Consider the following 17,847-nt stretch of genomic DNA (forward strand, 5'->3'; position numbering starts at 1 on the left):
GATGCGATGCGACGACGTACTCCCTTTGCTCGACGGCTACATCGACGGTGAGCTGTCGATGCCAGAGTCGGAATCGGTTGCCTCGCATCTCGCCGTGTGTTCATCGTGCAGCACCGAGTACGCCGCGAGGCTCGAATCGGTGAGCGTGACCCGCGGCGCGTTGCAGAGGGATGTTGCGCCGGACATGCTTCGGTCACGGGTGCGCGCCTCGCTTCGCGAGGCCGCCGCACCGCGCGCCGCACCGGTTGTCGTCGAGTCGTCCCGGCGCCGATCGCTGGTCGCGAACCGCTGGTTCCCGATCAGCATCGCCGCGCTCTTCTGTCTGGTCGTCGGTGGCGGGTGGCTTGCCGCGCATCGACAGTCGAGCGAGGGCGCGATCGTCGAGGAAGCGCTGGAGAGTCACGTCCGATCGCTGATCGGCGAGCATCTCGTCGACGTGCCGTCGAGCGACCAGCACACCGTCAAGCCGTGGTTTGCCGGGAAGATCGATTTCTCGCCGCAGGTGCCGAAGCTCGACAGTCTCGGCTTTGTGCTTGTTGGTGGGCGTCTCGACTATCTGCACGGGCGACCGGTTGCCGCGATCGTCTACCAGCGCAGGCGTCACGTGATCAATCTCTACTCGTGGCCGGAGACGGATGCCGGTCCGGCAACGCCGGAGCAGATCGATCGCAACGGCTACCACTTGCTCCATTGGGGACGCGACAACACCGAGTACTGGGCGGTGTCGGATGTGGCGCCGGCAGATCTCAGGGCATTCGAGGTTGCGTTCGAACAGGCGCGGTGAAGTCGACCCGTCACGCCGTCCTCACCGAATTGTCATCCAGCAGTACCGCCTCCCGCCATGCAACGCCGCGACACTAGGCATCAATCAGGGTGTGCGCGGATCACTCGCCTTGTGAAAAGAGGTGCGAACCGCGCCGTCGCGCGATGACTCAATGATCTCGCCATCGCGTTGCATCTCCACCCGTCCGAGGAGGCGCAATGTCACTCCGCATCCCGCTGCAGCTCGGTTCACCCGCACTCGCGCTGCTCGTCCCGGCGTTCCTCGCCGCGCAGGCCCCATCCCCACACACCCTGCTCCCGGTGCGTGCCGTCACGCTCTTCTCGTCCGGGGTCGGCTACTTCGAACATGCGGGGACGGTGCACGGCGACGCCACCGCCGAGCTCAGATTCACCGCCGCCCAGATCAACGACGTCCTCAAGTCGCTCACGCTCGCCGATCTCGACGGCGGCCGCATCGCCGCGGTGACGTACCCGTCGGAGGACCCGGTCGCGAGAACGCTTCGTTCCTTCGACGTCGACATCACCGCGAACCCCGACATGATGACACTCCTCAACCAGTTGCGCGGAGCCAGCGTTACGGTCGACGTGCAGGGCGATCACGTCACCGGTACGATCCTGGGCGTCGAAAGTCGCAGGCGAGCGATGGGTGCCGGGAATCCTGTCGACGTGCCGACACTCAATCTCCTTACTGCCGCCACCATCCGGTCAGTCGAGCTTCCGTCAATCACGTCGCTCACCCTCGACGATCCGCAATTGCAGGGAGAGCTGTCCAAGGCGCTCGCCGCGCTGGCCCAGGCGCGCGACGCAGATCGGAAACCGATTGTCGTCAACTTCACCGGCAACGGTGAGCGGCGAGTGCGCGTCGGCTACGTCGCGGAAGCGCCGATCTGGAAGGCAAGCTATCGGCTGATTCTCGGCGACAAGCACTCGTCGCTGCAGGGATGGGCGATCGTCGAGAATCAGACCGAGAGCGACTGGAACGACGTCTCGCTCACACTGGTGAGTGGTCGCCCGATCTCGTTCATCATGGACCTCTACAAGCCGATCTACGTGCAACGACAGACCGTGGCGCTTGATCTGTATGAGGAGTTGATGCCGCAGCTCTACCGCGCCGGTTTGGCGAATGGGGTGATCGGCGGAACGGCCGGGCTGTCGCTGAGCCAGAAGTTCGACGCCGCCTCGTTCAGCGGGAAGGGGGTCGACGGCGGGATTGCCCAGGGCAGGGTCGGCCCATCCGTTCATACCGCTCGTACCGGGGCGCTCTTCCAGTACACCATTCCCGGCGTAACACTCGCCCGGCAGAAGTCGGCGATGCTCCCGTTGGTGACCGATACCATGAGCGTGCAACGGCTGTCGATCTACAACGCGGGCGTCCTGGAGGATCACCCGCTCAACGGTGTGCGGCTTCGCAACACCTCGGGGAAGGACCTGCTGCAGGGACCGATCACGGTCTTCGACGGCGGCAGCTACGCCGGCGATGCACGAATCGAAGACCTTCCGGCCGGTCAGAGCCGTCTCCTCTCCTACGGCGTCGATCTCGACATGCTGGTCCACCCCGATTCACGCCGCGGCATCGTTTCGTCGATCGTGACAGCGAAGATCGTCAAGGGGGTGCTGCTGGTGAGCCGCCGGCAGCTGCTGGAAATGCGATACACCATCGACAATCATGGCCTGAAAGAGAAGACGGTGCTGGTCGAAGTGCCGATCCTCGCTGGGTGGAAGCTCGCCGATGGGATGACCCCGGTGGAAACGACGGCGACGGAGTACCGATTTGAGCAGAGCGTCGCAGCGGGAACGGAGCTTGCGCTGCCGGTCACCCAGGAACAGCTGTATCAGGAGAGCATGCGCATCCTGGCAGCTGATACTGTTGCACTGCTCACCTATTCCCGCAACGGAGAGATTCCGGCGGACGTTCGTGCCGCGCTGGCCAGGGTCGCATCGATGAAGGCGGCACTCGCTGATGTCAAGGCAGAGATCGCAGCGCGCGATTCGGAGATCGAAGCGATCAGCACGGAGCAGGGACGGATCCGCGAGAACATGAAGACGGTCGACGGCAAGTCGCAGTACTACGAGCGGCTCCTCGCCAAGCTCAACGATCAGGAATCACGGATCGAAGCGTTGCAGCAGGAGCGCGCCGGACTGATTGCGAAGCGGGATGCACAACAGCGGGCGATGGAGGAATACCTGGAGGGATTGACCATCGGATGACGTGGTCGAAGATCGCCGACGCGCGTTCAGCGCCGCCTCACTGACGCAACAGTGCGGCGGCGATCCTGAGATCCTCGACGAACGCCGCATGTTCGCGCCGCCGATCTGCGTCGGTGCGCTGCCGCAGGATCGACGATGGATGGATCGTCGCCATCCCGTGCGGCGCGAGTGATGTCTCAAGCGGCTCGCCGCGATCGCGCGTCACGCGGACCTGATTGCCGAAGAGCGACCGTGCCGCCGTCGCTCCAAGTGCCACCACCACCTGCGGATGGACCAGGGCGATCTCGGCGGTGAGCCACGGACGGCAGGCATTCACTTCGCGCGCCGACGGCTTCTTGTGCAGTCGCTTCCCCTCCGCCGGCGCCCACTTGAAATGCTTCACCGCGTTGGTGACGAAGACCGTGGTACGGTCGATCCCCGCCTCTTCGAGCGCACGATCGAGCCGCTTTCCCGCGGGGCCGACAAACGGTTTCCCGGCGAGATCCTCGTCGTTACCGGGCTGCTCGCCGACGAGCAGGAGCGCCGCACCGGCTCGGCCAACCCCCGGGACGGCCTGCGTCGCACGGCGGTAGAGCGGACACCCCTCGCACGCCTGCATCGCCTTTCGGACGCTGGTCAGCGACGGGTGCTCCGGGAGAAACGGTTCGGCGCTCACGATCGGGGCGACGAGCGGCCTCCCCCTCGCTGCACATCGCAATTCTCGTATTTTGATGGACCACCCCGACTGCGAGCGCCGATGCGTCTCCGATTGATGGCCTCTGTTGTCCTCGCGGCAGCGCCGCTGCGGGCGCAGGCCCTCCACCCGGACTCACTCTTCTCCCGCCTCGCCGGCCACTGGGTCCTCCGCGGCACGATCGCCCGGCAGCCGACCACCCACGACGTCGACTTCACCTGGATGCTCGGCCGCGAATACCTCCAGATGCACGAGGTCTCCCGCGAGCGCGGCGCCGACGGGAAGCCGTCGTACGAAGCGGTCGTCCTCTTCGGCCGCAATCCAACGACCGGCGAATATGCCTGCCTCTGGATGGACAACACGGCGTCGAGCGCATTCGATCCGGCCGGCACCGGACACGGCTTCGTCGTCGGCGATTCGGTACCGTTCGTCTTCGATTACACGCCGGCCACCAAGTTCCACACTACGATGCAGTACCACGGCGCACGCGACGCCTGGGAATGGCACATGGACAACGACAGTCTTGGCGTGCGCCGGCCGTTCGCGCGGGTGACCCTGACGAGGAACTGATATGTCCAGATTCTGGCCGCGCCTCCGGGCGCTGATCACGCTCTCCGCGATCGTCGGCGTCGCGTGGGCACTGCTCATGATGGGATGGGTGGGCTTTTCGATGGTCCGCGGTCATTTGCCGGTGACATGGATGTGGACGTGGATCGTCAACACGGCGCCGCTCATCTTCTTCATCGGCTTGGGCTTCGGCACCGCGTTCATCGCGGCACTCGCAACGCTCCGGCCGAAGGATGGGCTCCGTTCGCCGGTAAGTCATCGCACGCAATAACCCACGTTCACGGAAGGGGACCCGTATGAGCCGCTGGTCACGTGTCCGTGCGTTTGCCGTCCTCTCGACGATCGTTGCCGTCGGATGGATTGCGGCGCTGGCGATTTTCGCCGTGCTCCAAGGCTTCTCGCGTGAATGGTCGCTCGCGCAGATCGGGCGAGCCTGGCTTCGCGGCCTCCCGTTCACGGTCGGCACCGGCGCCATCATGGGGCTCGGCTTTGTTGTTCTCCTTCGTGCGCTCCGGCCGCAGCAGGGATTCGGCGCACTCGGACTGGCGCGAGTTGCCGTTTTCGGATTTGCGGCATCACTCTTTTCATACATGCTGATCATCAAGCTGTTTCTCGCCCGCTACTTCTTGACTTCACTCCACACGGGATTGACGATCTTCGTCGGTGGCCTCGGCTCGGCCGTCGCCGTTGGGCTGGTGCTCACTGCGCGGCGGGGGAAGGAATTGCCACCGGGTGATCCAGGCGTACTGCTGAATCGATAGTGCTGTTCGATTCAACTCATCGGCGTTCAGCTCCGCAGCCGCTCGAGTTTTCGCTCCAGGAATCTTCGCTCGCCGTCGTTCCGTGCCAGTCGCAACGCCTCCTCGAAATACCGCGCTGCGGCCTCGGTGCGCCCGAGTCGCGACTCCAGCTCGCCGCGCGCCGCCGGAAAGAACGGATACGCCGCGAGTCGATCATCGCCGTCGAGTTCCTGCAACGCGGCAATTCCCGCCGGCGGTCCGTCGCGCTCCGCGAGGCTCACCGCGCGGTTGAGCGCCACCACCGGTGACGGCGCGATCACCATCAACTGATCATACAGCTCCACGATCGCCCGCCAGTCGGTCGCCGCGACCGATGCCGCGCCGACATGTACCGCCGCGATCGCCGCTTCGACGTGATACGATGACAGCGCTGTCCCGCTCGCCGATCGATCGAGCAGCGCCCGGCCCTGTGCAATGCGATCGCGATCCCATCGCTGCCGGTCCTGATCCCAGAGTGCGATGAGATCACCGGCCGCGTCGAGACGCGCCGGCAACCGCGCCGCATGCAACAGCATCAACGCGCCGAGCGCAAAGGTCGCCGGCACCGCGGTTGCCTCGTGCTCGCCGAGGAGCGTGACGAGCCGGATCGCTTCTTCGCACAGCTGCGCGCGAACGACACCGCGACTTGACGAGCCGTGGTATCCCTCATTGAACAGGAGGTAGAGCGTTCGATGTACCGCGGCGAGCCGCGGTGCGAGATCGCCGGCACGCAGATCGGTGAGCCGCGATGTCGAGGCGAGCACCTTCTTCCCGCGGGTGATCCTCTTTTCGATGGCGGATCGGCGTTCGAGAAAGGCGGCGGCGATCTCCGGCGCGCCGAAACCGCAGAGGATGTTGAGGACGAGTGCGATCTGCGCCGATTCCGGAAGGTCGGGGTGGCAACAGGCGAAAATCATTCGCAGCAGTTCGTCGCGAATCAGCGCCGGGGTGAACGCCTCGTCGACCAGCGCAGCCGCGGTCCATTCACTGTCGAGGAGCCGGGCAATCTCCGGTGCGAAGGTGCTCGCGGTGCGTTGCTGCCGGATCACGTCGAGCGCGCGGTTGCGAGCAGTGGTCATCAGCCACGCCGCGGGATTGGGCGGTACGCCCCGGCGCGGCCAGAGTTCGAGGGCGCGGCAGAAGGCGTCCTGGACCACGTCTTCTGCCAGCGCCAGGTTCTGCATTCCGAAGAGGCGGGTCAGCGCCGCCGTCATCCTCCCCGCTTCGTGCCGAAAGAGGTCTTCGTGCAGCTCCACTCGATCAGAAGTCCATCTTCATCACGGGACGGACCTCGACCGCGCCATTCGGTCCGTCGAGCGCCGGGCACCCCTTGGCGAGTTCCGCTGCTTCGGCGAGATCCTTCGCCTCGATGATCGAGTAGCCGCCAACGACGTCCTTGATCTCGACGAACGGCCCGTCGGTGATGATCCCCTTGCCGCTCCCGCCACGGACGACCTTGCCGCCCTTCTCCAGCGGTTGCCCCGCCGACTTGAGATGGCCGCCCTGCTCCAGTCCACGCATCCATTCCATCCAGCGGGTCATGTTGCGCTGCGCCGCTTCCGGCGACCCCATGGCGGCGTCGCGTTCCTGCGGCGTGTTGTGATAGAGGTAGATGAATTCAGCCACGGTGATGCTCCTTCAGCGTATCGAGTTGGGCAGCGGCACGGTGCCGGCGCCGCGAGGGATCGTCCGTCGTCCCTCGTCCTGTGCCACTACAACGTGCGAGGGAAGCGGTTCCGGACATCGCTACCGGGCGTACTTCGCCCCAATCACCCAATCGTTCCAGAAGGTAAGGACGAGATCATGGTGGGCTGCTCGGTACGCTGGATATTCCCTGGCAATGCCGCCGTCGACGCGGCGCAGCATCCTCCGTGAAGGCGCGCTCCCAACATATCTCCGCCGCACGCCAGGCATCGCGGGAGGGCGCGCAAGATGCCGGACAGAGGGAGGCGCGGGTGTCTGAGCAGCGCGCCTCTTGCCGAAAAGTGATCGTCGCCACTCGGCGCGCGCGAGTTCCGCGTCGACCGATGGCCGGCGCTTCGCGCCCGACCAGCATTGAGATCCCGCGACGACCGACTGGCCGGCGCTTCGCGCCCGACCAGCGTCGGGATTAGCGCAGCGCCCCGACCACTGCCTCGACCGCGTCACGCAGGCTCCGCGACACGATCAGGTCCCGCACCGCCGCAAGATCGCCGGTCATGATCCGGTCGCCCTCGAGCGGCGGCACTACGCTCCGCACCAGCCTGATCGCCGCACCAACGCCGGGCCCGGGCTCCAGCGGTTTGTGGAACTCGAGCGCCTCGGTGGCACTCAATACCTCGATTGCGGTGACCCAGCGCGCGTTCTCCAGGATCGACGCGCACTGGCGCGCCGCGATCGTCCCCATCGAGACGTGGTCTTCCTGGTTGGCGCTCGTCGGGATCGAATCGACGCTCGCCGGATGCGCCAGCACCTTGTTCTCGCTCACCAGCGACGCCGCCGTGTACTGCGAGATCATCAATCCGGAGTGCAGTCCCCCCTGCCGTGCCAGGAACGCCGGCAATCCCGACACCGCCGGGTCCATCATGTGTTCCACCCGCCGCTCGGCGATGTTGGCGAGTTCCGCGATCGCGATCTTGGCGTAGTCCATCACCACCGCGATCGGCTGGCCGTGGAAGTTGCCGGCCGAAATCACCGTATCGTCGGCGGCGAAGATCAGCGGATTGTCGGTCACCGCGTTGATCTCTCGCGTGACCACCTCGGCCGCATGCCGCAACGCGTCACGCGAGGCGCCGTGCACCTGCGGCACGCAGCGGAGCGAATATGCATCCTGGATCTTGTCGCAGTCGGCGTGCGACGCATGAATCGGAGAATTCGCCGAGACCGCCAGCACATTGGCGGCGACTTCGATCGCGCCGTGGTGAGGGCGAATCGCCGTCACTCGCGGATCGAACGGCGTACGCGATCCCTTGAGCGCTTCCAGCGACATCGCGGCGGCGATATCGGCGGCGCTGGCAAGCTCCAGCGCGTCACTCACGGTGAGCGCCGCGATCGCGGTCATCGCCTGCGTGCCGTTGATCAGCGCCAGCCCTTCCTTCGCCTCGAGCGTGATCGGCACGAGTCCCACTTCCTCGAGCGCCCCCCGGGCGGGGAGGAGCGCGTCGCCGAGCTCGACCTTCCCCTCGCCGATCAGTGCCAGTGCCATGTGCGCCAGCGGGGCGAGGTCTCCGCTCGCGCCGACCGAACCCTGCGACGGAATCACCGGATGGATGCCGTGATTGATCATCCCGATCAGCAGCTCGATCACGTCGATCCGCACGCCGCTGTATCCCATCGCCAGCGATTGCGCCCGCAGCAGGAGCATCGCGCGCACGACTTCCTGCGATAGCGGCTCGCCGACCCCCATCGCATGGGAGCGCACCAGGTTCCGCTGCAGTTGCTGCACATCAGCCGGTGGAATCCGCACGTTGGCGAGCTTCCCGAAGCCGGTCGTGACGCCATAGACGGTGCGGTTTTCGGCGACCAGCCGCTCGATGTAATCGCGGCTCTTCGCGACCCGCTCGCGCGCCTCGAACGCAAGCGCAACCGGCGCGCCGTCGTTGGCGACACGGACCACGTCCGCAAGGGTCAGTGGTGCCCCGATCATCACCGCGTCAATGTGGTCGCTCATCCCACCTCCGTTCCGCCGATAAAGATGCTCCGAAACGGCGACGCGCCAAGCGTGTACACGGCATCACGCCAGTCGGCGGAGTCGAGGATCAGCAGATCGCCCCGCTGCCCGGCGACGAGCCGGCCGCGATCGTCACGGCCCAGCGCTGCCGCGGCGTTGGCGGTGGCCGCAGTAAGCGCCTCGGCCGGCGTGAGGCCGTTGAGCCGCACCGCCAGCGCCATCGCGAGCTGGGTCGAGAAGAGCGGTGACGATCCCGGATTGAGGTCGCTCCCCACGGCAACGGCCGCTCCCGCTTCAATCAGTCGTCGTGCCGGGGCCGCGGGAAGTCCGAGATGCAGCGTGACGCCGGGGAGGATCGTCGCCACCGTGGCACTCGCACCGAGTGCCGCGATCTCGGCATCGCCCGACGCTTCGAGATGATCGGCCGACAGTGCACCGTGCGCGATCGCGAGCTGCACCCCGCCGATCGCGTGGAACTGGTCGGCGTGCGCCTTCACGCCGAGCCCGGCGGTGCGCGCCGCGTGGAAGATCAGCTCCGCTTCGGCAACGGTGAAGGATTCGCGTTCGATGAAGACATCCACCGCCGTCGCGAGTTGTCGCGCAGCGGTCGCCGGAATCAGTTCGTCGACCACGCTGCGCAGATAGTCGGCGCGATGACGCTCCTCACGCGGCGGGACGTGAATCAGCAGGGTGGCGGCGATCGTTGCATCGGCGCCGGCCGCCGCCGTGGCAATGATCTCGAGGAGCCGCAGTTCTTCCGCGACCGTGAAACCGTAGCCGCTCTTCACCTCGATCGTCGCAGCACCACTCGACTGCAGCGTAGCAATCCGGCGCGCCGTGGCGTCGGCCAGCGCGGCGTCACCGGTGGCGTTGGTCTTCTCGATCGTCGACCGGATCCCGCCGCCGCGCTTGAGGATCTCCTCGTACCCCACACCGGATGCGCGCGCCTCGAAATCGTCGAGGCGATCTCCGCCCCAGATCGCGTGGGTATGCGGATCGATCAGGGCAGGGATGACCGCGGTACCGAGCGCGTCGACCTCGTCCTCCCTGTCGCCGTCCCATCCGCTCCGCGGACCAGCCCACACGATCATGCCGTCCGCGATGGCAATCGCCGCGTCGGGCGTGACATCGAGCAACCCCATCGCGTTGCCGCGAGATGCACCGGTCCCGGCGGGGCTCACCAGCATTCCAATGTTGGTCACCAGGGTATCGGCGCGCATGGGGTGAATCTAGGGGTGTTTGCCAATGAGCAGTTCCGGTGCGATTCTGCATCATGCGGAGAGAACGATGATGCGGGCTCGCCCAGGTTTCGCACCTCTCGCCCAGGTCATGGCGCTGCTGGTGCTGCTGCTTCCACACGCCGGGGAAGCCCAGGGCTTCGCCGCGACCGTCATGCGCGCCGACACCGAAGACAGCAGCGGCCATCACGCGGCGGCCGCGACGCTCTATGAACAGGCGTACGCGATGTCCGGCTTTGATCCGTCGGGGCTGGCACTCGCGGCGGAGAGTTACGCCGCGGCCGGCAACACGGCGGCGGCATTTCGCGATCTCGGCCGTGCCATCGATCAGGGATTCCTGCACCTGCAGGTCTTCGGTGACACGGCGTTCAACCATGTCACTGGCGATCCGCAGTTCAAGGCGCTGAGGGCGCGGATGCAGCGGAAGATCGCCGCGCTCGATGCATCGCTCCGTACCGAGCTGATCGGTATCGCCGCGCGCGACCAGCAGAACCGCGCCACGCTCAATCAGGTGATGACGAAGTACGGCGCCAAGTCGCCGCAAGGGGATTCAGCGTTCCGCGCCCTCGACGCCGCAGACTTCCCGTTGCAGCAGCGCGTCAAGGCAATCATCGCCGAGAAGGGATGGCCGGGACGATCGCTCGTGGCGGACGATGGCGCGCACGCGGCGTGGCTGGTGGTGCAGCACATGAACGCGGCCGACCAGGCGGCACTCCTCCCCAAGTTGAAGGCCGCGGTCAAGGCGGGCGAGGCGCAGGCGGGCGACGGCGCGCTGCTCGAAGACCGCGTGCTGGTGGCGCAGCACCAGCCGCAACGCTACGGAACGCAGCTCAAGTACTCACCGAATGGCGGACCACCGACCCTCGATCCGATCGCCGATGAGGCGTGCGTCGATACGCGGCGGAGATCGGTGGGACTCGAACCGCTGGAGAGCTATCTCAAGGGGTTCGGCGTGGTGTGGCACGCGAAGGGGACGTGTAGAGCGCCTTCGTGATTTCGGCTCCTGCCAGACGGTCCCTAGGACACTAGGATATCTCCTGGTGGTCGACCCGTGCACCGGCCCGTACACTATCAAGTGTTCACCCGAACACAGATAGGTGCTCGCGCACTTTCACTCGAACACGGGAGAGTCGTATGACCCTCCGTACACGTATCATCCTTGTTCTCGGAATGATGGTTGGTGGAACGGTCGGCGCTGCCGTCCAAGCTCACGCCGACACCGGCACCGTCTGGTGTCAGGCTTCGACGAACGACAAGTGCTACAGCGATTGCAACGGCGGCCCCGGGACGGACTGTTTCATGGCGAATTGGAAGAACCAGGCGTGAGACCGCGACTCGGACGACATCGGCCGCGACGACCGGTGTCGTTCGGTGTTCCCTCCGCCGATGGCAAACCGCGCGTCCTTCACAGGCGAGCCTCAGCGCTGCGCGGCCTTTTATTCGCGTTGCTCTCGGCATGTTCCAGAAGCCCAGGGCACGACGATGTTAACACGATTGAAGTCATAGGGACGCGAGCGATTCCCGTCGCTGATGTTAGTTCGATATACTCGTTAGCTGTCACAGACGATCAGCGCCTAATCGTTCTTGACCAGCAAGGCCCGTGGTTCCTTATGCTGCTCGATGGTCGGACCGGACGCGCGATCGCAAGATTTGGTCGGGACGGCGAGGGGCCGGGCGAGCTTACAATGCCATACAACTTCAAGCTCACCGCTGGTGCGGACCCAAAGCTCTGGGTTCTTCAGCCGAATATCCATTTGCTTACCGGCTATGATCTCTCACGCGACCCGAAATTCGTCGGATCAATCCGATTCTCCGGCAAGACTGCAGCAACCGACGCGCTCTTGCTACGCAGCGGGTTATTGACAACTGGTCCGATTCGCGACTCGGCAATTGTCACAGCCGGAGATTCGAACCTGGCGCGACCCCGTCGTTGGGGGCACGCACCTTACCTGCCAGCCGACCTTCCGCCCGTGCTCGTGTTCGATGCCAATGACCTGGTCATGGCTGCGAACCGAACTCAAGATCGAGTCGCCGTTGCATTCAAGTACGCATCGGAGCTTGAGGTGCTAGACACGAATGGGGTGGTCATTAAGGAATGGAAGATCCCTGGGAGCGCGGTTCCAAGAGTGCGTCAACGCAACGCAAAGCCTGTCACATTCGATCGTGACCTGTCGCGCGTTGCTGTTACGAGTATTGCCGCGTCGGATAGCGAAGTTGTCGTTGCGAATTGTCTCTGTGACGGGAAAAAGGCATGGGAGGAGGCGGGGACTCGTCGGATTGAATTCTATCGCTGGGACGGAACGCCGATGGGGCATATTCCATTTGCCAAGCCGGTCGGCGCTGTGGCGATCTCCGGAGACGGTCATACCGTCTACGTTGCAACCAACCAACCGGAGCCACAGATCGTTGTTTTCACCGTGAAGTACTGAGGTTTTCCATGCCAAAGTGGTTTAAGGATGTTCTGCTAGTTGTAGCGGTCGCCGGCGCGGCATATGGGGTCGCTCGGTTGGTCGTGAAGCACAGCGCGCAAAATGGTGCGGTGGGGACATCTATCAGCAGTATTTCGGTTCAGCGCATGGGCGAAGATTCAGTCAGCAAGATTCAGTTTGGCAATAGCCCAGTGCTGCTCTATATTTTTGAAGAATCATGCCAATATTGCGAACAGCAAGTCTCCGGCTGGGAGCAATTAGCTAATCGTGCTGCGCCATACGCCCGTGTCCTGGCAATTTCAACTCGGCCGCTGATTCCGACATCCGATGCGAAGCTGCTACACACGGATGGCGTCGAGTATGTCGGCGCCGCCTCCTTCACTTCTCTTCAGAAGCAGTTTGGCATCGCGGGTGTTCCTGTGACGATCGTAATTTCTCGCAGCCATCGAATCCAGGAAGTGCGCAGCGGTTTGCAGCCTGAGCTATCGCTCGCCGAAATCCTCGATATTGCCAAGCGAGCCAACTCATCTCAGAAGTAGCCGATTCCATATGGCGCTCCCATGGAACTCGGTGGCTTCTCCTTACCATCAGACGTCAGCCTCCGCATCATCGAATCCGCTTCCTTCATCAGGCCGCTGTGCCGTCCCTCTCCTCCGCGGGGCATTCGGTCCCTCTCACCGTGGCCCGACACGACGACTACCCCACTACCGTCTTTTCGTTCAACACGGCCAGGTACTCCCGGTACGCATACACCCTGTTTCTCACTCGTCCAGTCACCTCGTCCACAATCCCCATCTCGCCAAGAAGCTCGAGCGCCGCACTCGCGCTCGGAAAGGACATCTCTGCCGCATCGGCTGCTCGCGAGATCGACAGCATCGGCGTCCGCTTCAGCGCCTCGAGGAGTTGCAGCGCCGACCGGCCCCGGCGTTTGATCGGGAGCAGCCGCGCGCAATCTCGTTGGAAAAGCGCGTTGAGCCGTTCGGCGACAATGACCCCTTCCGTTGCGGTCTCGGCGATCCCTTCGAGAAAGAATACCAGCCACGCTTCCCAGTCTCCCGTCGTCCGGACGTCGGTGAGCAGGCGGTAGTATTCGTCCCGATGTTCCTTGAGATACAGCGAGAGATACAGCATCGGCTCGCGCAAGACCCTCGCATGACATAGCTGCAGCGTGATCAGCAGTCGGCCAACGCGGCCGTTGCCATCGAGGAACGGATGAATGGTCTCGAACTGCACGTGCGCCAGTGCTGCTCGCACGAGTTGTGAGATCTCCTCCGATCGGCCGTGAATGAACTTCTCCAGCGTCCCGACTGCGTCGGCCACCTCGGTCGGCGGCGGTGGAACAAAAACCGCGTTCCCCGGACGGGTCCCGCCAATCCAGTTTTGGGTCCTCCGGAACTCTCCGGGATCACTGGTACTGCCGCGGCCGCTTCGCAACAGGATGCCATGCAACTCACGCAGCAGTCGGCCCGAGAGCGGGAATCCGTCCTGCATCCGGCTGATGCCGTGATTCATCGCGGCGACGTAATTGGCCGTTTCCACCACGTCGTCATTTCCCGGCGGCGCGCCGGTCTCATCCAGTTCGAAGAGAAGGAGGTCTGACAGCGACGATTGCGTTCCCTCGATCTGCGACGAGAGCACCGCTTCCTTCCTCACGTAGCTGTAGAGAAAGAGCGACCTGTCAGGAAGGAGGGCGACAACAGCGTCGAGGCGGCCGAGCGAAAGGAGCGCCGGTTCGAACGCTCGCTGGACCGCGCCGTCGAACACGAGCGGCGGGGCCGGTGGCAGTGGACGAGGGATGAACGCCTTCACCTCTTCGCCGCCAGCAGTCGATTTCTGGTATCGTCCCGTCACCCCGCGCTTCATCGACCCCTGCTATCTGAAAGTTGAAGAACCCTCACTCTTATTAAAATATACAGCGTATTTTTTAATAAGCTAGATTCTTATTAAGGGTTCGCGACCTCCTCAGGCAGCAATTTGCGCCGCTTTGTCAGTGCTCCGACGGGCTTCCTCCCATCATTGCCAAGCACCGACGGCTAATCCGATCCCTTCATCCGACCGCCGTTCTTCCCTCAATACCGCCACCCTCCCTCCTCACCCCGTCTGCCTCCTTCAACACGCCGTCGGTGCAACCCGAGAACGCGATCAGTTCCTCCCGCAGCGCGTTGGTGTCCCTCGCGCGGCCGTCCGTCTCTTCCGCAAGCCGTTGGCCTGACCCGACAAGCCATTCGTCTCCTCCGCAAGCCGTTGGCCTGACCCGACGAGCCATCCATCTCTTCCGCAAGCCGTTGGCCGGACCCGACGAGCCGTTTGCCTCACCCGCCGCCGAGTTGGTACACCCCGACACCGCTTTGACCCACCGCCGCAACCGATTCGGGTCGTCCGACCACCCGTTTGCCTCTTCCGCAACCCGTTGGCCTCACCCGACGAACCGTTTGCCTCTTCCGCAACCGATCCGTGTCACCGGCATTCGAATCTGCCTCGCGCGGCAACTTCACCAGCCATGACACGAGGAGTGGGTTGTCTTTATTCCCGACGTTTATTGTCCGAATTCCAGACAACATGTCCTGAATTAAGGACACTTCGTCGGCCGCCCATTTCGTGATTAAACAACACTTCACTACCACCAGAAATGGCGCTACTTCAATCGCCACAACGACTTCGCTGCTGGCCTCGCACCCCGAAATGATTCTGGCACGCCATTCGCCTCATCCCCTTGCACGGGCGGTGACGCTCACAATCACCCCCGTTTCCCATTCACAATCCCTGTTTGCGCGCCGCGACGCGCACCTTCTCACCCCTTGGATGGATGGGCCGAACCATGCTCGCAACTACCCGCAGGAAACTCTCGATGTCGGTGCGTTCCCTCGAATTCTCCCAGGCGCACCCCGACGACGATCCCAGCTATACCGGCGTCGTCACCCAGCTGGCGCAGATCGTCGACCGCGCCACCCTCCTGGAAAAGCAGGAGGTCCAGGGACACCTCGACGAACACGCCGCGATCGATCGGCGACATACGGTGAACGGCGCGATCGCCGACACGGTGCGTCACATCGCCCGCGTCTGTCGCGCCGCCGCGGTCATGACGCCCGAGCTGTCGGGCCAGATCCGGGCGATCGGTCGCAACCGGCCGGTCCGCGCCTTCGTTGCGGCAGCGCAGGTGGTCGTCGACGAGGCGACCGCCAACAAGGATCTCCTCCTCAAGTTCGGCCTCGGCGCCACGACGATCGACGACCTGACGAAGCTCCTCGCCCAATTCCAGAGCGAGACGTCGACGTCGCACGTCGGCCGGAACCAGCACTCCGGCGCACACACCGAACTGGATACGCTGATGAGTGAGGCGGTGCTCGCCGTCGGAATCCTCGACGGACTCAACCGCGCCCGATTCAAGCCGGGTTCGGAAGAACTCGGTGCCTGGAAGAGTGCCACGAACGTTGCCGGTCCCTTCAAGCGGAGCACACCAGTGGCGTCGCCTCCTGCGCCCACTCCGCCCGCGCCCGCGCCAGCACCTGATCTCGACGCGGCCCGCAAGAAGTAGGATCGCGGCGTTCATCGAAGAGCCGTCGGGGGAAACTCCGGCGGCTTTTCGCTTGTCCATCGGGGCCGGCATATTCTACCACGCCTCTTGCCCCATGACACTCACTCACGAGAACGTCGATGCGCACCGTCCTCCTCCTCTTCTGCTCCAACATCTTCATGACCTTCGCCTGGTACGGCCACCTGCGGAACCTTCAGCACAAACCGCTGATCGTCGCCATCCTGGTGAGCTGGGGGATCGCCTTTTTCGAATACTCACTGCAGGTCCCCGCCAACCGGATCGGCTACCAGACCTTCACCCTGGCGCAGCTCAAGATCATCCAGGAGATCATCACGATGATCGTCTTCGCCGGCTTCGCCTACTGGTACATGAACAAGCCGATCACCCTCAACTACCTCGGCGCGGCGCTCTGCATCGTCGGCGCGGCGTTCTTCATCTTCAGGCAGCCGGTGTGATCCCTGGTCGCTAGCTCACCGGTTCCACAAGGAACTGCTCGATCTTCCCGTCGGGCATCGTGAACGTCGACAGGTTGACCTTCTTCCCGCCCGCGAATTCCACCGCAAAGCCCCGGAACGTCATCCCGCCGCGCTGAAAGTTCGATGTCTGGGTCACCGACGAGATCGCGCCGAGGGGCGCGAGCGACACGCGATAGTCGGCGACGGCGCTCTTGTCGAAATAGAAATTGCAGTTCGCCGTGAAGAGTGAACGGTCGATCGTGCCGCGCTGGAATCCGGCGAGGACCTTCCGTGCCAGCGCCTCGGCTGCTGCGGCCCCTGCATTGCTTCCTGCCTCGCTCCCTGCCGCTGGTGCCACGATGCCGAGAATCGCGCGGCCGATCTGACCCGCGGCGGGACTCGCTTCCTGATTGGTGAGCACGGCCACCGCGATCTTCGTTTCGGGGATCACGTAGTTCGCCGCCACGAATCCGCCGACTTCTCCGCTATGCGACACGATCTTGCGGCCGTTCCAGGTGCCGATCGAGAATCCGAGCCCGTAATTGCTCGTCTTGCCGCTCTTCAGCTTTGTCGGCGCCTCCATCTCGGCGTACGACGCGGGCGACAGCAGCGACTGATCGAGCACCGACACGTCCCACTTGAGCAGGTCGGCGACCGGCATCGCGATCTCGCCGTCGGCGAAGTACCACCCCGGCGCCTCTTCGAGTGCCGGACGAAGCGGGCCGAGCGCGTGGCGGAAGTAGCCGACCGGCTCGAGGAGATTGTGCTGGGTGTCGAGGTCGATGGTGTTCGGCAGGCCGACCGGATCAAGGACGCGGCGCTTGAGGAACTGCCAGAACGGTTCGCCGGCGACCTTCTGCACGATCAAGCCGACGATGTTGTAGTTGGTGTTGCTGTACTGGTACTCGGTCCCGGGTTCGAAGTCGAGCGGCTTCGTTGCCCACTCATGGACGATCTTCTCCGCCGATGTCGCCCTGGTCCAGTCGGGAATGGTGTAGTCCTGCGGCGCATAATCCTCGTACCCCGACGTGTGCGACATCAGGTTGCGCAGCGTGACTTCGTTCGAACGCGTCAGTTCGGGGAGCCACTTCGACACCGGATCGTCGATCGAGAGCTTCCCCTCCTGCTGCAGCAGCATCACCGCGGCGACGGTGAACTGCTTCGAGATCGATCCGATCGCGTAATGCATTGATGCCCGGGCCGGCACCGGCGGCGAGAGCTTCGCCATCCCGAACGCCCTGGCATACGCGATCCGGCCGTTCATGACGATCCCGACCGATGCGCTCGGCACCTTGGTGTCGGCGATCACCTTCTGCACCGCGGCCGCCACCTTCGCGGCTACGTCGGGGGGAAGGGAATCGACCCCCTGCGCAAGGAGTGCGTGCGGTGCTGCGGCGATTGCCGCCGCTACGAGAACGTATCTGGCGCGACAAATCGAGGTCGGCATCTGGCCGGTCCTGGTGAGGGGACGGAAGATCAGGCTCCCCTATTAATAACGTTCCGTCCGTGCCACAGAAACCGGTCCCTCGCG

The 17,847-nt window shown here is 64.2% G+C and carries 18 protein-coding genes; 11 read left to right on the top strand and 7 right to left on the bottom strand.

Annotated features, from left to right (window positions below):
• Nucleotide 1: 1 nt before the first annotated feature.
• Together VGM20_07140 and VGM20_07145 are read left to right on the top strand one after the other, a co-directional pair.
• The gene (locus tag VGM20_07140; protein HEY4100635.1) at nt 2–784 is read left to right on the top strand and encodes an anti-sigma factor; all 783 of its coding nucleotides are present in this window, start codon (nt 2–4) and stop codon (nt 782–784) included.
• A gap of 197 nt (nt 785–981) precedes the next feature.
• Nucleotides 982–2,991 carry a hypothetical protein gene (locus VGM20_07145; protein HEY4100636.1) on the top strand — a complete coding sequence of 670 codons (2,010 nt, stop codon included), beginning with the start codon at nt 982–984 and terminating at the stop codon, nt 2,989–2,991.
• A gap of 37 nt (nt 2,992–3,028) precedes the next feature.
• Here the strand turns inward: VGM20_07145 and VGM20_07150 are convergent, their stop codons facing one another.
• A complete protein-coding gene (locus VGM20_07150; protein HEY4100637.1) occupies nt 3,029–3,646 on the bottom strand; it encodes a UdgX family uracil-DNA binding protein in 618 nt (205 codons plus the stop codon).
• A gap of 81 nt (nt 3,647–3,727) precedes the next feature.
• Between VGM20_07150 and VGM20_07155 the strand changes: the two genes are divergently transcribed.
• Genes VGM20_07155 through VGM20_07165 form a run of 3 tightly spaced genes read left to right on the top strand, consistent with a single transcriptional unit; the run spans nt 3,728 to nt 4,992 of the window.
• The gene (locus VGM20_07155) at nt 3,728–4,234 is read left to right on the top strand and encodes a hypothetical protein (protein HEY4100638.1); all 507 of its coding nucleotides are present in this window, start codon (nt 3,728–3,730) and stop codon (nt 4,232–4,234) included.
• A 1-nt stretch (nt 4,235) separates the two neighbouring features.
• On the top strand, nt 4,236–4,502 hold the full coding sequence (locus VGM20_07160) for a hypothetical protein (GenBank protein ID HEY4100639.1): 267 nt from the start codon (nt 4,236–4,238) through the stop codon (nt 4,500–4,502).
• Nucleotides 4,503–4,527: 25 nt separating this feature from the next.
• Nucleotides 4,528–4,992 (top strand): hypothetical protein, encoded by a 465-nt coding sequence (locus VGM20_07165; GenBank protein ID HEY4100640.1) that lies wholly within the window; start codon nt 4,528–4,530, stop codon nt 4,990–4,992.
• 26 nt (nt 4,993–5,018) lie between these two features.
• Here the strand turns inward: VGM20_07165 and VGM20_07170 are convergent, their stop codons facing one another.
• The 4 genes from VGM20_07170 to hutI form a co-directional block, all read right to left on the bottom strand.
• A complete protein-coding gene (locus VGM20_07170; GenBank protein ID HEY4100641.1) occupies nt 5,019–6,266 on the bottom strand; it encodes a DUF6596 domain-containing protein in 1,248 nt (415 codons plus the stop codon).
• Between the two features lie 4 nt (nt 6,267–6,270).
• On the bottom strand, nt 6,271–6,636 hold the full coding sequence (locus tag VGM20_07175) for a YciI family protein (protein HEY4100642.1): 366 nt from the start codon (nt 6,634–6,636) through the stop codon (nt 6,271–6,273).
• A gap of 484 nt (nt 6,637–7,120) precedes the next feature.
• On the bottom strand, nt 7,121–8,659 hold the full coding sequence (hutH, locus tag VGM20_07180) for a histidine ammonia-lyase (protein ID HEY4100643.1): 1,539 nt from the start codon (nt 8,657–8,659) through the stop codon (nt 7,121–7,123).
• Nucleotides 8,656–9,879 (bottom strand): imidazolonepropionase, encoded by a 1,224-nt coding sequence (gene hutI / locus VGM20_07185; GenBank protein HEY4100644.1) that lies wholly within the window; start codon nt 9,877–9,879, stop codon nt 8,656–8,658. The genes hutH and hutI overlap by 4 nt, the downstream gene beginning before the upstream one ends.
• A gap of 67 nt (nt 9,880–9,946) precedes the next feature.
• Here hutI and VGM20_07190 point away from each other — a divergent pair, with 67 nt between their 5' ends.
• The 4 genes from VGM20_07190 (at nt 9,947) to VGM20_07205 (ending at nt 12,865) form a co-directional block, all read left to right on the top strand.
• Nucleotides 9,947–10,891 (top strand): DUF6624 domain-containing protein, encoded by a 945-nt coding sequence (locus VGM20_07190; GenBank protein ID HEY4100645.1) that lies wholly within the window; start codon nt 9,947–9,949, stop codon nt 10,889–10,891.
• Between the two features lie 140 nt (nt 10,892–11,031).
• Nucleotides 11,032–11,223 carry a hypothetical protein gene (locus VGM20_07195; protein HEY4100646.1) on the top strand — a complete coding sequence of 64 codons (192 nt, stop codon included), beginning with the start codon at nt 11,032–11,034 and terminating at the stop codon, nt 11,221–11,223.
• Between the two features lie 359 nt (nt 11,224–11,582).
• Nucleotides 11,583–12,326, top strand: coding sequence for a hypothetical protein (locus VGM20_07200; protein HEY4100647.1), 744 nt, complete (start codon nt 11,583–11,585; stop codon nt 12,324–12,326).
• A gap of 8 nt (nt 12,327–12,334) precedes the next feature.
• On the top strand, nt 12,335–12,865 hold the full coding sequence (locus tag VGM20_07205; protein HEY4100648.1) for a hypothetical protein: 531 nt from the start codon (nt 12,335–12,337) through the stop codon (nt 12,863–12,865).
• A gap of 157 nt (nt 12,866–13,022) precedes the next feature.
• On the opposite strand, the gene VGM20_07210 is transcribed toward VGM20_07205, so the two are convergent.
• Nucleotides 13,023–14,189, bottom strand: coding sequence for a Fic family protein (locus VGM20_07210; protein ID HEY4100649.1), 1,167 nt, complete (start codon nt 14,187–14,189; stop codon nt 13,023–13,025).
• Nucleotides 14,190–15,174: 985 nt separating this feature from the next.
• Here VGM20_07210 and VGM20_07215 point away from each other — a divergent pair.
• Both VGM20_07215 and VGM20_07220 read left to right on the top strand, forming a co-directional pair.
• Entirely contained in the window at nt 15,175–15,861 is a 687-nt protein-coding gene (locus VGM20_07215; protein ID HEY4100650.1) for a hypothetical protein, read from the top strand.
• A 119-nt stretch (nt 15,862–15,980) separates the two neighbouring features.
• Nucleotides 15,981–16,316 carry a DMT family protein gene (locus VGM20_07220; protein ID HEY4100651.1) on the top strand — a complete coding sequence of 112 codons (336 nt, stop codon included), beginning with the start codon at nt 15,981–15,983 and terminating at the stop codon, nt 16,314–16,316.
• A 10-nt stretch (nt 16,317–16,326) separates the two neighbouring features.
• Here VGM20_07220 and VGM20_07225 read toward each other — a convergent pair whose 3' ends face one another.
• Nucleotides 16,327–17,763: a serine hydrolase domain-containing protein gene (locus tag VGM20_07225; protein HEY4100652.1), complete on the bottom strand. Its 1,437-nt coding sequence runs from the start codon at nt 17,761–17,763 to the stop codon at nt 16,327–16,329.
• Between the last annotated feature and the right edge of the window lie 84 nt (nt 17,764–17,847).

It is taken from the genome of Gemmatimonadales bacterium (genome assembly GCA_036500345.1).
In the GTDB taxonomy this organism is placed as follows: Bacteria; Gemmatimonadota; Gemmatimonadetes; order Gemmatimonadales; family GWC2-71-9; genus Palsa-1233.

Coding starts and splice junctions, on each gene's coding strand:
- VGM20_07140 (HEY4100635.1), top strand. CDS start 2: ATGCGATGCGACGACGTACTCCCTTTGCTCGACGGCTACATCGACGGT.
- VGM20_07145 (HEY4100636.1), top strand. CDS start 982: ATGTCACTCCGCATCCCGCTGCAGCTCGGTTCACCCGCACTCGCGCTG.
- VGM20_07155 (HEY4100638.1), top strand. CDS start 3,728: ATGCGTCTCCGATTGATGGCCTCTGTTGTCCTCGCGGCAGCGCCGCTG.
- VGM20_07160 (HEY4100639.1), top strand. CDS start 4,236: ATGTCCAGATTCTGGCCGCGCCTCCGGGCGCTGATCACGCTCTCCGCG.
- VGM20_07165 (HEY4100640.1), top strand. CDS start 4,528: ATGAGCCGCTGGTCACGTGTCCGTGCGTTTGCCGTCCTCTCGACGATC.
- hutH (HEY4100643.1), bottom strand. CDS start 8,659: ATGAGCGACCACATTGACGCGGTGATGATCGGGGCACCACTGACCCTT.
- hutI (HEY4100644.1), bottom strand. CDS start 9,879: ATGCGCGCCGATACCCTGGTGACCAACATTGGAATGCTGGTGAGCCCC.
- VGM20_07190 (HEY4100645.1), top strand. CDS start 9,947: ATGATGCGGGCTCGCCCAGGTTTCGCACCTCTCGCCCAGGTCATGGCG.
- VGM20_07195 (HEY4100646.1), top strand. CDS start 11,032: ATGACCCTCCGTACACGTATCATCCTTGTTCTCGGAATGATGGTTGGT.
- VGM20_07200 (HEY4100647.1), top strand. CDS start 11,583: ATGCCATACAACTTCAAGCTCACCGCTGGTGCGGACCCAAAGCTCTGG.
- VGM20_07205 (HEY4100648.1), top strand. CDS start 12,335: ATGCCAAAGTGGTTTAAGGATGTTCTGCTAGTTGTAGCGGTCGCCGGC.
- VGM20_07210 (HEY4100649.1), bottom strand. CDS start 14,189: ATGAAGCGCGGGGTGACGGGACGATACCAGAAATCGACTGCTGGCGGC.
- VGM20_07215 (HEY4100650.1), top strand. CDS start 15,175: ATGTCGGTGCGTTCCCTCGAATTCTCCCAGGCGCACCCCGACGACGAT.
- VGM20_07220 (HEY4100651.1), top strand. CDS start 15,981: ATGCGCACCGTCCTCCTCCTCTTCTGCTCCAACATCTTCATGACCTTC.
- VGM20_07225 (HEY4100652.1), bottom strand. CDS start 17,763: ATGCCGACCTCGATTTGTCGCGCCAGATACGTTCTCGTAGCGGCGGCA.